Origin of the sequence: Achromobacter sp. SIMBA_011 (assembly GCF_046535435.1) — a bacterium.
GTDB lineage: Bacteria > Pseudomonadota > Gammaproteobacteria > Burkholderiales > Burkholderiaceae_B > Achromobacter > Achromobacter dolens.
This window is the reverse complement of record NZ_JAWRWN010000008.1, coordinates 139,735-151,908: the sequence shown is the minus strand read 5'-3', so window position 1 is coordinate 151,908 and position 12,174 is coordinate 139,735. Positions and strand designations below refer to the sequence as shown.

The window sequence follows — 12,174 nt, the reverse complement described above, 5'->3', positions numbered from 1 at the left end:
TATCCAGAGGCTAAAATCCTCCCTATGGCTACACCGGAACCCCCCATGACAGAACGCCGCTCCATTCTTGCGCTGCCCGATCTGCTGATCAGCCAGATCGCCGCGGGCGAAGTGATCGAGAGACCCGCCTCGGTGCTCAAGGAAATCCTCGAGAACGCCATCGACGCCGGCGCCCGCGCGATCGAGGTGCGCCTGGAGGGCGGCGGCATCCGCCGCATTGCCGTGACCGACGATGGCGGCGGCATTCCACCGGATGAGCTGCCGCTGGCGCTGGCGCGCCACGCCACCAGCAAGATCCGCAACCTCCACGAGCTGGAATCGGTCGCGTCCATGGGGTTCCGCGGCGAGGCGCTGGCCTCGATTGCCTCGGTGGCGCAGGTCTCCATTATTTCGCGCACGCGCGATGGCGAGCATGCCTGGCAGATCCAGGCCGGCAGCATGCAGGTCACCCCCGCCTCGGGCCCGCCGGGCACCACCGTGGACGTGCGCCAGTTGTTCGACGCGGTGCCGGCGCGGCGCAAGTTCCTGCGCTCGGAAGCCACCGAATTCGGCCACTGCGTCGACGCCATGGAGCGCATCGCGCTGGCCCATCCGCAGATCGCCTTCCGCCTGTTCCACCACGACCGCGCGCAGCGCCAGTGGCTGCCGGCCGAACCGCCGCAGCGCATCCGCGACGTGCTGGGCACGGAATTCGCCGAACACGGCCTGCTGCTGTCGCACAGCGTCGGCACGGTCAGCCTGGCCGGCATGATCACCCGCCCCACCGCGGCCCGCGCCCGCGCCGACCGGCAGTACCTGTACGTCAACGGCCGCTACGTGCGCGACCGCACCGTCAGCCACGCGCTGCGCGCCGCCTACGCCGACGTGCTGCATGGCGACCGCCAGCCGGCCTATGTGCTGTTCCTGGACATCGACCCGGCCGCGGTCGACGTCAACGTGCATCCGGCCAAGCACGAGGTGCGCTTTCGCGACAGTGGCGCGGTGCACCGCTTCGTCAACCACGCGGTCAGCCAGACGCTGGCGCAGACGGGCGGATCGTCGGCGGTGGCGCCGGCCGCGGCGACGCGCGATGACGATGACGGATTCGAGACCGTGGCGCCATCAGCGCCCACGGCGCCCGGCGGCTTGCCCGCCTCCGCGCCGGCCGACACGCCTCGCCCCGGCTATACCGGCGCCAGCCCGGGCGCCGCGCCCGCCTACGGCCTGCGGCCCTCGCCGGCGCCGCAGCGCCCGCACACGCAGGTGCCGTTCCGGCTGCACGCCGAGCCGGCCGGGATTCCCGCCGCCGACTGGCAATCGCTGTATCGCCCGCTGACCGAAGACACCGCCGCGCGCGTCGAACCGCTGCGCGACGTGGCGGCGCTGGCGCCGCAGGCCGCCCCCGCGCCGACGCTGCCGGCCGACGAGGAACACCCGCTCGGCATGGCGCTGGGCCAGTTGCACGGCATCTACATCCTGGCGCAGAACCGCCGCGGCATGGTGCTGGTGGACATGCACGCGGCCCATGAGCGCGTGGTCTACGAACAACTCAAGCAGGCGCTGGACGCGCGCAGCCTGCCGCGCCAGGACCTGCTGGTGCCGGTGGTGTTCCACGCCCAGGAAAAGGATGTGGCGGTGGTCGAGGAATTCGAGGAACAGCTCGAAGACCTCGGCTTCCAGATGCGCCCCTCGGGCCCCACGTCGATCGCGGTGCGCTCGGTGCCCGCCATCCTGGCGCGCGGCGACATCGAGACGCTGGCGCGCGCCGTGCTGCGCGACCTGGCCGGCGTGGGCGTGTCGCGCCTGCTGACCGAACAGCGCAACGAACTGTTGTCGACCATGGCCTGCCATGGCTCGGTGCGCGCCAACCGCAAGCTCACGATCGAAGAGATGAACGGCCTGCTGCGGCAGATGGAGGCCACCGAGCGCGCCGACCAGTGCAACCACGGCCGGCCGACCTGGGTGCAATGGTCGGTGTCCGACCTGGACAAGCTGTTCCTGCGCGGGCAATAGGTCTTGTCCGTGTCCGCCCCTCCCCTCGTCATCTGCCTGGCCGGCCCCACCGCGGCCGGCAAGAGCGCCTCCACCCTGGCGCTGGCCGAACGCTGGCCGCTGGAAATCGTCAACGTCGATTCGGCCACCATCTACCGCGGCATGGACATCGGCACCGCCAAGCCCTCGCCGGCCGAACAAGCGCAGGTGCCCCAGCACCTGCTGGATATCCGGGATCCGGCGCAGTCGTATTCGGCGGCCGAATTCCGCGCCGACGCGCTGCGCCTGATCGACGCGATCCGCGCGCGCGGCCGCATTCCGCTTCTGGCCGGCGGCACCATGATGTACTACAAGGCGCTGCGCGACGGCCTGGACGACCTGCCGCAGGCCGATCCGGCCTTGCGCGCCGAGCTGGAAGCGCGCGCCGCCCGCGACGGCTGGCCGGCGCTGCACGCCGAGCTGGCGCGGCTGGATCCCGTCACCGCCGCGCGCCTGGCGCCCAACGACAGCCAGCGGATCCAGCGCGCGCTGGAAATCTGCCGGTTGTCGGGCCAGCCCATGTCGGCGCTGCTCGGCCGCCAGCGCGCCGCCGCCGGCGACGACCACCGCTACCTGACCATCAGCCTGGAACCCTCGGCGCGCGCCGCGCTGCACGCGCGCATCGAACAACGCTTCGACGCGATGCTGGCCAGCGGCCTGTTGGAAGAAGTGCGCGGCCTGCATGCACGCGCCGACCTGCACCCGGGCCTGCCGTCGGTGCGCTGCGTCGGCTACCGCCAGATGTGGGCCCATCTCGACGGCGAGATCAGCCTGGAAGAAGCCCGCGAACAGGGCATCGCCGCCACCCGCCAGTTGGCCAAGCGCCAGATCACCTGGCTGCGCGCCCAGCCCGAGCGCGTCATCGTCGACTGCCTGGCGGCCGATGCGGTGGCGCGGACCATCGACGCGGTGGCCACGGCGCTGGACGATGCATCCTGACGCAAGAGGCTGCCCGCCTTCGCGCCTGACCTTTTCGCCGCAGCCGGCCCTTGCGGCAGCGCCTGACCACGGGATATCGAACGGATGGAAATCAACGAAGCGAACCAGTCTTTTGCCGCCGGGCTGCGCAGGCAGAACGAGGCCTTGATCGGCGAAATCCAGCGGTTGCTCCGCGAACGCCCGTTCACGCTGGACCAGGGCGTTTCCAGGGAAACCGTGGACGCCATCCACTTCGAGTACGACTGGGAGTCGTTCACTCCCGTCGCGATTCCCTTGAACACGCGTTCCGGCTACTGTGGACGGGGCCTGCGGTTGGCATTGCAGTACCCGTTGATTCCGCCCGATGTCGACGCCGCGTTGACCGAAGCCATGGACAACGAGGACGACGATTTCGGCGATGAACTGCGCGAAATGATGACGGAGACCTACCTCGCCTGGTTCCAGGGGGCCTGGCGCGACGCGCGGGACGCCAACCGGGAGGTGCGTGGCTTTCTGTCCGTTCACGACACCATCTGGCGCACGGACCTGGATACGGGAGAAGCATTCCGCGAGGACGCGGGCCGGGTCAAGTTCTTCTAGCCGGACTGCGAAAGAAAAACCCGCCACCAGGGCGGGTTGTTCATTGCAAGGCCAGCCGGCTCAGACCACCACGGTCTGCGGCATGCCTTCGGTCTGCGCGACGATCTCGCCCAGCTTGCTGACGGTTTCGCCCTGCTCGCGCAGCGTGGCGGCGATCGCGTCGGCCTGGGCCGGATCCACCACCAGCACCATGCCGATGCCGCAGTTGAAGACGCGGTACATCTCGGTGTCCTCGACGCCGCCCTGCTCCTGCAGCCACTGGAACAGCTTGGGCATTTCCCAACTGTCGCGCCGCAGGCGGGCCGACAGGCCGTCCTGCAGGATGCGCGGCACGTTGTCGAGCAGGCCGCCGCCGGTGATGTGGGCCAGGCCCTTGATGGCGGCGCCGTGCTTGGCCAGCGCGGCCAGCACCTGCTTGACGTAGATGCGGGTGGGGGCCATGACCACGTCGACCAGCGGCTGGCCGTGGAAGTCGTCGTCGGGCTTGGCGCCGGCGCGCTCGAGGATCTTGCGCAGCAGCGAATAGCCGTTCGAGTGCGCGCCGCTGGACGCCAGGCCCAGCACCACGTCGCCGACCTTGATCGACTTGCCGTCGATGATGGCCGACTTCTCGACCGCGCCCACCGCGAACCCAGCCAGGTCGTATTCGCCGTCGGGGTACATGCCCGGCATTTCGGCGGTTTCGCCGCCGATCAGGGCGCAGCCCGACAGTTCGCAGCCCTTGGCGATGCCGCCCACCACCGACGCCGCCGTGTCCACCGAAAGCTTGCCGCAACCGAAGTAATCCAGGAAGAACAGCGGCTCGGCGCCCTGCACCAGGATGTCGTTGACGCTCATCGCCACCAGGTCGATGCCGACGGTGTCGTGGCGGTTCCAGTCGAACGCCAGGCGCAGCTTGGTGCCGACGCCGTCGGTGCCGGAAACGAGCACCGGCTCCTTGTAGTGCTTGGGCACTTCGAACAGGCCGCCAAAGCCGCCGATACCGGCCAGCACCCCGGGACGCATGGTGCGCGCCGCAAGCGGTTTGATACGGTCGACCAGGGCGTCGCCCGCGTCGATGTCGACACCGGCGTCACGGTAGGTCAGGGGAGCTTTGGGTTGATTCGTCATGAGAAATGCCGTGGGATATGTAACAATTGCTGGGAATTGGGGTGGAACGCCCTGCATTTTACGATGTTGCGGCCCGGTCCTGGCCAGCGCCCGGCGAAAGCCGCCGGCGGCGGGAGGGACGGCTCCGGCCCGGCGCGGCGCCATTTTGGCGCAAACCCAAGCCAGGCAAAGGGCTTGGACGCGACACCGGCGCCCCGGGTGGTTTAAAGTGTAGGGTTGGCCGATAGCGATTTTGCCAGTTTCTGGCGGGCAACGCCGCCGCCGGCCATGGGCTCACCCCGGAGCCTGGCTCTACCCGCCTGATCGATAACCTCTCATGAACCGCCAGCTGCTGCTCGACGTTCTTCCCGCGCCAGCGCCCTCGCTGAACAATTTCATCGCCGGTCCCAACGGAGAGGCGCTGGCGGCCGTGCGCACGCTCGCTCCCGGCCGCGCGCTGTACATCTGGGGCTCGGCCGGCTGCGGCCGCAGCCACCTGCTGCGCGCGCTGACCGCGCGCCCCGACGCCGTCTACATCGAAGCGGCCAACAGCGCCAACATCCTGCGCGTGCTGGCCGAGGCCGACTCCAAGTCGCCCATGCCCAAGTTCGTGGCGGTGGACGACGTGCACCTCATGGACGAGCACCGCCAGGCGGGCCTCTTTGCCCTGTACAACCGCTGGCGCGAATCGGCCGCCACCGGCCGCGCCTTCGCGCTGGCCGTGGCGGGCGACCGCTCGACGCTATCGATGCCGCTGCGCGAGGACCTGCGCACCCGGCTGGGCTGGGACCTGGTGTTCCGCCTCGACCCGCTGTCAGACGCCGACAAGCTGGCGGCGCTGGCGGCCCAGGCGGCCGAACGCGGCCTGCACCTGGCGCCCGAAATCATCAACTGGATGTTGACGCATCACGAGCGCGACATCCGCAAGCTGGCGGCGTTGCTGGACGCGCTGGACCGATACTCGCTGGCCACCGGCCGTCCCATCACCCTGCCCCTGCTGCGCGCCATGCTCGCAGACCCGGATTCACAACGCACATGACCTCCCGACGTCTCGCCCTGTTCGACCTGGATCACACCCTGCTGCCGCTGGACAGCGACTACCAATGGGCCGACTACCTGGCGCGCACCGGCCGCGCCGGCGATCCGGACGAGGCCCGTCGCCAGAACGACGACCTGATGGACCGCTACAACCGCGGCGAACTCACCGCCGAACAGGCCGCCGAGTTCATGCTGGGCCTGCTGGCGGCGCACGCGCCGTTCGACCTGGCCGCCTGGCACGAGGCCTTCATGGCCGAGGTCATCCGCCCGTCGATCACCCCCGCCGCGCGCGCGCTGGTCGAATCGCACCTGGAAGCCGGCGACCTGTGCGCCGTGGTCACCGCCACCAACAGTTTCGTCACCGCCCCCATCGCCCGCGCCTTCGGCATCCCCCACCTGGTGGCCACCGACGCCGAAGTCCAGCGCGGCCGCTACACCGGCCGCATCCTCGGCATCCCCAGCTTCAAGGAAGGCAAGGTGGTGCGCGTGAACGACTGGCTGGCCGCCATGGGCCTGGGGCTTGCGGATTTCCCCGAATCGTTTTTCTATAGCGATTCGGTCAATGATGTCCCGCTGCTCGAAAAGGTGACCCGCCCGATCGCCGCCAACCCCAGCCCCACCCTGCGCGCCATCGCCCAGGAACGCGGCTGGCAAGTGATCGATCTGTTCGACCACGTCATAGATGCCAAGTCCTAAATGATCACCGAAACCATAAAAAAATTCGTCGGCCGACTGTTCGCGCCGGCAGCCCGGGGGCCTTTGCGCATCGGACGCGACAAGCACGGCATCGACCGCCGCAATGTCTCGCGCCACGCCATCAAGGTATGCGAGGTGTTGCGCCAGCATGGCTATGAAGCCTATATCGTCGGCGGCGCGGTGCGCGACCTGATCGTCGGCCTGGAACCCAAGGACTTCGACGTCGCCACCAACGCCACGCCCGAACAGATCCGCCCGCTGTTCCGCCGCGCCCGCATCATCGGCCGCCGCTTCCAACTGGTGCACGTGGTGTTCGGCCAGGAAATCATCGAGACCTCCACCTTCCGCGCCCCCGCCTCGGAAGACCAGGAAACCGACGCGCACGGCCGCATCCTGCGCGACAACGTGTTCGGCACGCACGAGGAAGACGCGGCGCGCCGCGACTTCACCATGAACGCGCTGTACTACGACCCGCACAACGAGGAAGTGATCGACTTCCACAACGGCGTGGCCGACCTGAAGAAGCGCCAGATCCGCATGATCGGCGACCCGGCCAAGCGCTACCGCGAAGATCCGGTGCGCATGCTGCGCGCGGTGCGTTTCGCCGCCAAGCTGAACGGCACGATCGACCCGGCCACGCGCCAGCCGATCCGCACCATGGCCGACCTGATCGAGAACGTGCCGGCCTCGCGCCTGTTCGACGAGATGCTCAAGCTGCTGACCTGCGGCCACGCCATGGACTGCCTGCGCCAGTTGCGCGCCGACGGCCTGCACAACGGCCTGCTGCCGCTGCTGGACGTGGTGCTGGAACAGCCGGGCGGCGAACACTTCGTGGAACTGGCGCTGGAACGCACCGACGCCCGCGTGCGCGCCGGCAAGACCATCAGCCCCAGCTTCCTGTTCGCCGCGCTGCTGTGGCAGCAGGTGGAAGTGCGCTGGAAGCAGTTGCGCGCCCAGGGCGAACACACCATCCCGGCGCTGTCGCAGGCCGCCGACTCGGTGCTCGACGAGCAGACCGAGAAGCTCGCGATCCAGCGCCGCTTCTCGTCGGACATGCGCGAGATCTGGTTCATGCAGCCGCGCTTCGAGCGCCGCATGGGCAAGACCATCTTCCGCATGATCGAGCAGCCGCGCTTTCGCGCCGCCTGCGACTTCCTGCAACTGCGCGCCGCCGCCGGCGAGTTCGACAGCGTGCTGGCGCAGTGGTGGATGGACCTGGCCAACGCCGATGACGCCACCCGCGCCGACATGATCGAGGAAGTCTCGCGCCTGCCGCGCGACGCCAGCGACGGCCCGGCGCCGGCCGCGCGCAAGCGCCGGCCGCGCCGTCGCCCCTCCTCGCGCGGCCCCGCCGCCGGCAATGCCAGCAGCGCCGAATAAGGCCATGGCCGCCCCCGTGCGCGCCTACATCGGGCTGGGCGCCAACCTGGGCGACAGCGCGGCAACAATACGCAGCGTGCTGGCCGAGCTGGCCGCCACCGACGGCATCATCGCGGTGACGGCCTCGCCCTTCTATCGCACGGCGCCGGTGGACGCCACCGGCCCGGACTTCGTCAACGCGGTCGCCGCGCTGGACACCACGCTGGCGCCTCTCGACCTGCTGGATCTGCTGCAGGCGCTGGAATTGCGCCATGGCCGTGAGCGGCCCTACCGCAACGCGCCGCGCACCCTCGACCTGGACCTGCTGCTGCATGGCGACGCCGCCATGGCGCATGAGCGCCTGATCCTGCCGCACCCCCGCATGCAGTTGCGCGCCTTCGTGCTGCGTCCGCTGCGCGACCTGGCGCCAACGCTGACGCTGGCCGGCCGCGGCCTCGACGCCTGGCTCGGCGACATCACCGACCAGCCGATCGAACGACTGGACTGAACCGCGCCGGGCGGCGCGGTTGCCGCCCCCTTCCTGATTACCGTGAAGATCGGCCCTGCGGCCGCGTCACGCCTTGGGCGCGAACGCCAGCATGGCGCGTTCGACGTCGTCCACGCCGGGCAGTCCGGCCTCGTTGCCCAGGTGCTGGATCTTGTGCGCCGAAGCGGCGCGGGCGAAGGTGAAGTGCTCCTTCCAGGCCAGCTCGGGCCGGTTGACGTACGACCAGACATAGGCGCCGTGGAACACGTCGCCCGCGCCGGAGGTATCGATGATGCGGTCGGCCGGCACGTCCAGCGACGGCAGCGTGTCGACCGCGCCGGTTTCGTCGTACCAGAGCATGCCGCGCTCGCCCAGCGTCACCGCCCCGATGCGGCAGCCTCGCTGTTTCAGCAGGTCCAGCAAGCCATGCGGGGACAGGTCCAACTGCTCGCACATGCGTTCGGCGCAGACGGCCACGTCGATGTGGCGCAGCAGTTCGTCGGTGTTCTCGCGCACGCCGCCGCCATCGAGGGAGGTCAGGATGCCGGCCTGACGGCAGGCGCGCGCATAGTGCAGCGCGGCGTCGGGCTGGTGGCCGTCCAGATGCAGCGCGCGGTAGCCGCTGACGTCCAGGCGCGGGAAATCGTTCAGGTAGTCGGCATCGCGCGCCCGCACGATGGCGCGCTTGCCATGGTTGGGCATGATGAACGACAGCGACGAGCGCCGCACCTGGCGCCCGTGCAGCGTGACGCCGTGCGCGGCCGCCATGTCGGTGTACATGTGGCCGAGCCAGTCCGGCGCCAGCGAGCAGATCAGGTCGGGCTTCGTGCCCAGCTTGCCGCAGGCGAACGCCGCGGTGACGGCATTGCCGCCGAACGACACGGCGTAGTCGCGCGCCACGCTTTTCTCGTCGCCGGTGGGCCATTCGTCGGCCAGCACGGTGACGTCGATGTAGGTATGCCCGATGAAAAGCGCTGCACTCATGAGACCGTCCGCGGAAAGATTTGCCGGATTGTAGGCCGGACACCGCCGGACGGGATCAAGCGGCGCTGGCTTCGCCGGCCTGCGCCAGCACGCGGCGGGCGCGGGTGATGACGGGCGCGTCCACCATCTTGCCGTCCAGCATGAAGGTGCCGGCGGCCTTGTCGCGGTGCGCGTCAACCACGCGGCGGGCCCAGGCCAGCTCGGCCGGATCGGGCGCGAAGGCGGCGTGGATCACCGGCACCTGCGCGGGATGTATGCACAGCATGCCGCCGAACCCCATCTGCTGGGCGCGCGCGGCGGCGGCGGACAGCCCGGCGTGGTCCTCGACCCCCGGGAACACGCCGTCCAGCGCCGGCGCCAGCCCGGCGGCGCGGGTCTGCAGCAGCACCTGCACGCGGGCGTGGTCCAGCACGGCTTCGGCGCCGGCGGTGTCCGGCGCCAGGCCCAGGTCCAGGCCGTAGTCGAGGCTGCCGAACGCCAGCCGCGCCACGCCGGGCGTGCCGGCGACCTCGGCGGCGTTGAGGATGCCACGCGCGGTTTCCAGGATCGGAATGACCGGCAGCCCCGCCTGCGCCACATGGCGCACCTGCGCCAGGCTTTCGGCCTTGGGCAGCAGGATCCCGGCCACCGCGGGCTTGCCGCGGCAGGCCTTCAGGTCGTCGTCGTGCCACGAGGTGGAGGCGTCGTTGATCCGCACCCACACCCGCGCCTGCGGCTGGGTGCCGAGGAAGTCGCAGAGCGCTTCGCGGGCCGAGGCCTTGGCCAGGTGCTCGACCGCGTCTTCCAGGTCGACGATGACGGCATCGGCGCCGCTGGCCAGGGCCTTGGGGATGCGTTCGGCACGGGAGGCCGGCACGAACAGCGCGGTACGAACGACGGAATGCATCACACCACCTCCGAAGTATGGAATCGCGCCACCTGTTCGGGCGCGTATCCCAGTGATGCTAGCACCGCATCCGTGTTCTGGCCCACGGCGGGCACCGCCGCCATGCGCGGCGCGAAGGCGTTGCTGCTGGCCGGCGGCAGCAGCGCCGGCAGCGCGCCGGCCGGACTGTCGACCTGGCTCCAGCGGTCGCGCGCCCGCAATTGCGGGTGGGCCCAGACCCCGGCCATGTCGTTGACCCGGGCGTTGGCGATCTGCGCGTCTTCCAGCCGGTCGGTGACCTGCTGCACGCTGAGGTCGGCGAAGGCCGCGACGATCAGCGCGCGCAGGGCCTCGCGGTTGGCGGTGCGCAGCGAGTTGGTGGCGAAACGCGGGTCCTCGGCCAGCTCGGCCTGGCGCAGCACCTGGGCGCAGAACACGCGCCATTCGCGTTCGTTCTGCAGGCCCAGCATGATGGTATTGCCGTCGCCGGTGGGGAACGGCCCGTAGGGATAGATCGAGGCGTGGGCCGCGCCGGCGCGCACCGGCGGCGCCGCGCCCTCGAACGCGTAGTACATCGGGAAGCCCATCCACTCGACCATGCTCTCGAGCATGGAGACGTCCAGGCGGCTGCCCAGGCCGGTCTTCTGGCGCAGCAGCAGCGCGTTGAGAATGGCGGAATAAGCGTACATGCCGGCCGAGATGTCGGCGATGGAGCAGCCGGCCTTGACCGGGTCGTCGGCGGTGCCGGTGACCGACAGGAAGCCGCTTTCGCTCTGGATCAGCAGGTCGTAGGCCTTCTTGTCCTGGTAGGGGCCGCCTTCGCCATAGCCGGAGATGTCGCAGACGATCAGGCGCGGGTGCCTGGCGTGCAGCGCCTCGAACGACAGGCCCAGGCGCGCGGCGGCGCCGGGCGCCAGGTTCTGCACCAGCACGTCGGCCTGTTGCAGCAGGCGTTCCATGATGTCGCCGGCTTCGTCGCGCTTGAGGTCCAGCGTCAGGCTTTCCTTGGAACGGTTGGTCCAGACGAAGTGCGAAGACAGGCCGCGCACGCGCTCGTCGTAGCCGCGGGCGAAGTCGCCCGCGCCGGGGCGTTCGATCTTGATGACGCGCGCGCCCATGTCCGCGAGCTGGCGGGTGCAGAACGGGGCGGCGATGGCGTGTTCGAGGCTGACGACGGTGATGCCGTCCAGCGGGCGGGGGGCTGGCGTGCTCATGCGGTGAACCTCAGTTCGGCCTGGTGGGCCAGCGTGCCGTCCTGCTCGGCCCAGAGCCGGGCCAGACCCGGCTCGTCGATGCGGCCGGCGACCTGGAAGGGCGTGGGCGCGATCAGCGGCCGCAGGCCGCGATACGACAGGTGCGTGGGGCGCGCGCCGGGGTGGGCGCGCAGGAAGGCGGCGACCATCTCGGTGGCGATCAGCGGGCCGTGCACCACCAGGCCCGGATAGCCTTCGGTGGCGGTGACGTAGGGATGGTCGTAATGGATGCGGTGGCCGTTGAAGGTCACGGCCGAATAGCGGAACAGCAGCACCGAGGTCGGCTCGATGGTGTCGCGCCACTGGGCCTGCGGCGCCGGCTCGGTGCCGGCGAGCTTGGGCGGCGTGGGCTGGCGGTAGACGATGTCCTGCTCTTCCAGGATGGCCACCTCGCCGTCCTGGCGGTATTCGTGGCGCACCGTCACGAACAGCAGCGCGCCGGTGCGGCCGGCCTTTTCCTTGACGTCGGCCACCACCGAAACCCGTTCGGCCGGCACGCCCACCCTAAGCGGCTGGCGGAATTCGACGCGGCCGCCGGCCCACATGCGGTTGCGGTCCTGCGCCGGCGGCAGGAAGCCGCCGCGGGCCGGGTGCCCATCCGTCCCCAAGCCATCGGCCGCGACCGTGCTGATGAAGAACGCCCATTGCCACAAGGGGGGCAAGGGGTCGCCCACGGCGGGCGCGGGGCCGCCCAGCGTGGCGGCGATGCGCGCCGCATGGCCGGGGTCCAGCGCGTCCGCCTGGCGCTCGCCGCTGCCGATCCAGCCGGCCGGGTCTGTCGATGTCATGCCGATATTCCTCTGATGATTGATCTGGTGGCTAGCATCCCGCATGGCGGGGACACTGTGAATTCATTTTTCCTCAAGGCCGGCTTT

General features: G+C 70.0%; 12 protein-coding genes. 7 read left to right on the top strand and 5 right to left on the bottom strand.

Translation table 11 applies throughout. The features are described 5' to 3' along the window. Nucleotides 1-45: 45 nt before the first annotated feature. The 3 genes from mutL (at nucleotide 46) to SB816_RS23695 (ending at nucleotide 3,528) form a co-directional block, all read left to right on the top strand. Nucleotides 46-1,992, top strand: coding sequence for a DNA mismatch repair endonuclease MutL (mutL, locus tag SB816_RS23705; protein ID WP_144657188.1), 1,947 nt, complete (start codon nucleotides 46-48; stop codon nucleotides 1,990-1,992). 3 nt (nucleotides 1,993-1,995) lie between these two features. Further along, a complete protein-coding gene (gene miaA / locus SB816_RS23700) occupies nucleotides 1,996-2,949 on the top strand; it encodes a tRNA (adenosine(37)-N6)-dimethylallyltransferase MiaA (protein WP_410547623.1) in 954 nt (317 codons plus the stop codon). An 84-nt stretch (nucleotides 2,950-3,033) separates the two neighbouring features. Next, nucleotides 3,034-3,528: a hypothetical protein gene (locus tag SB816_RS23695; protein WP_410547622.1), complete on the top strand. Its 495-nt coding sequence runs from the start codon at nucleotides 3,034-3,036 to the stop codon at nucleotides 3,526-3,528. Nucleotides 3,529-3,588: 60 nt separating this feature from the next. Here the strand turns inward: SB816_RS23695 and purM are convergent, their stop codons facing one another. Next, on the bottom strand, nucleotides 3,589-4,638 hold the full coding sequence (purM, locus tag SB816_RS23690) for a phosphoribosylformylglycinamidine cyclo-ligase (protein WP_054501837.1): 1,050 nt from the start codon (nucleotides 4,636-4,638) through the stop codon (nucleotides 3,589-3,591). Nucleotides 4,639-4,954: 316 nt separating this feature from the next. On the opposite strand from purM, the gene hda reads away from it, so the two are divergent. Genes hda through SB816_RS23670 form a run of 4 tightly spaced genes read left to right on the top strand, consistent with a single transcriptional unit; the run spans nucleotide 4,955 to nucleotide 8,218 of the window. Next, on the top strand, nucleotides 4,955-5,656 hold the full coding sequence (gene hda, locus SB816_RS23685; RefSeq protein WP_006388889.1) for a DnaA regulatory inactivator Hda: 702 nt from the start codon (nucleotides 4,955-4,957) through the stop codon (nucleotides 5,654-5,656). Next, a complete protein-coding gene (locus SB816_RS23680; RefSeq protein ID WP_144657182.1) occupies nucleotides 5,653-6,351 on the top strand; it encodes an HAD family hydrolase in 699 nt (232 codons plus the stop codon). The genes hda and SB816_RS23680 overlap by 4 nt, the downstream gene beginning before the upstream one ends. After that, nucleotides 6,352-7,731, top strand: a complete 1,380-nt coding sequence (pcnB, locus tag SB816_RS23675; protein WP_054501838.1) for a polynucleotide adenylyltransferase PcnB — start codon at nucleotides 6,352-6,354, stop codon at nucleotides 7,729-7,731. Between the two features lie 4 nt (nucleotides 7,732-7,735). Then, complete coding sequence (locus SB816_RS23670; protein WP_144657180.1) at nucleotides 7,736-8,218, top strand: 2-amino-4-hydroxy-6-hydroxymethyldihydropteridine diphosphokinase; 483 nt, start codon at nucleotides 7,736-7,738, stop codon at nucleotides 8,216-8,218. Between the two features lie 66 nt (nucleotides 8,219-8,284). Here the strand turns inward: SB816_RS23670 and SB816_RS23665 are convergent, their stop codons facing one another. The 4 genes from SB816_RS23665 to SB816_RS23650 are packed head-to-tail and all read right to left on the bottom strand — an operon-like array spanning nucleotide 8,285 to nucleotide 12,087. Then, complete coding sequence (locus SB816_RS23665; RefSeq protein ID WP_020925064.1) at nucleotides 8,285-9,181, bottom strand: sugar kinase; 897 nt, start codon at nucleotides 9,179-9,181, stop codon at nucleotides 8,285-8,287. 55 nt (nucleotides 9,182-9,236) lie between these two features. Next, nucleotides 9,237-10,070 carry an HpcH/HpaI aldolase/citrate lyase family protein gene (locus tag SB816_RS23660; protein WP_049071535.1) on the bottom strand — a complete coding sequence of 278 codons (834 nt, stop codon included), beginning with the start codon at nucleotides 10,068-10,070 and terminating at the stop codon, nucleotides 9,237-9,239. Then, a complete protein-coding gene (locus SB816_RS23655) occupies nucleotides 10,067-11,260 on the bottom strand; it encodes a CaiB/BaiF CoA transferase family protein (protein WP_410547621.1) in 1,194 nt (397 codons plus the stop codon). Before SB816_RS23655 ends, SB816_RS23660 begins: the two co-directional genes overlap by 4 nt. Beyond that, nucleotides 11,257-12,087, bottom strand: coding sequence for a MaoC family dehydratase N-terminal domain-containing protein (locus tag SB816_RS23650; RefSeq protein ID WP_064523747.1), 831 nt, complete (start codon nucleotides 12,085-12,087; stop codon nucleotides 11,257-11,259). The genes SB816_RS23655 and SB816_RS23650 overlap by 4 nt, the downstream gene beginning before the upstream one ends. Between the last annotated feature and the right edge of the window lie 87 nt (nucleotides 12,088-12,174).

Coding starts and splice junctions, on each gene's coding strand:
- mutL (WP_144657188.1), top strand. CDS start 46: ATGACAGAACGCCGCTCCATTCTTGCGCTGCCCGATCTGCTGATCAGC.
- SB816_RS23695 (WP_410547622.1), top strand. CDS start 3,034: ATGGAAATCAACGAAGCGAACCAGTCTTTTGCCGCCGGGCTGCGCAGG.
- purM (WP_054501837.1), bottom strand. CDS start 4,638: ATGACGAATCAACCCAAAGCTCCCCTGACCTACCGTGACGCCGGTGTC.
- hda (WP_006388889.1), top strand. CDS start 4,955: ATGAACCGCCAGCTGCTGCTCGACGTTCTTCCCGCGCCAGCGCCCTCG.
- SB816_RS23680 (WP_144657182.1), top strand. CDS start 5,653: ATGACCTCCCGACGTCTCGCCCTGTTCGACCTGGATCACACCCTGCTG.
- pcnB (WP_054501838.1), top strand. CDS start 6,352: ATGATCACCGAAACCATAAAAAAATTCGTCGGCCGACTGTTCGCGCCG.
- SB816_RS23670 (WP_144657180.1), top strand. CDS start 7,736: ATGGCCGCCCCCGTGCGCGCCTACATCGGGCTGGGCGCCAACCTGGGC.
- SB816_RS23665 (WP_020925064.1), bottom strand. CDS start 9,181: ATGAGTGCAGCGCTTTTCATCGGGCATACCTACATCGACGTCACCGTG.
- SB816_RS23655 (WP_410547621.1), bottom strand. CDS start 11,260: ATGAGCACGCCAGCCCCCCGCCCGCTGGACGGCATCACCGTCGTCAGC.
- SB816_RS23650 (WP_064523747.1), bottom strand. CDS start 12,087: ATGACATCGACAGACCCGGCCGGCTGGATCGGCAGCGGCGAGCGCCAG.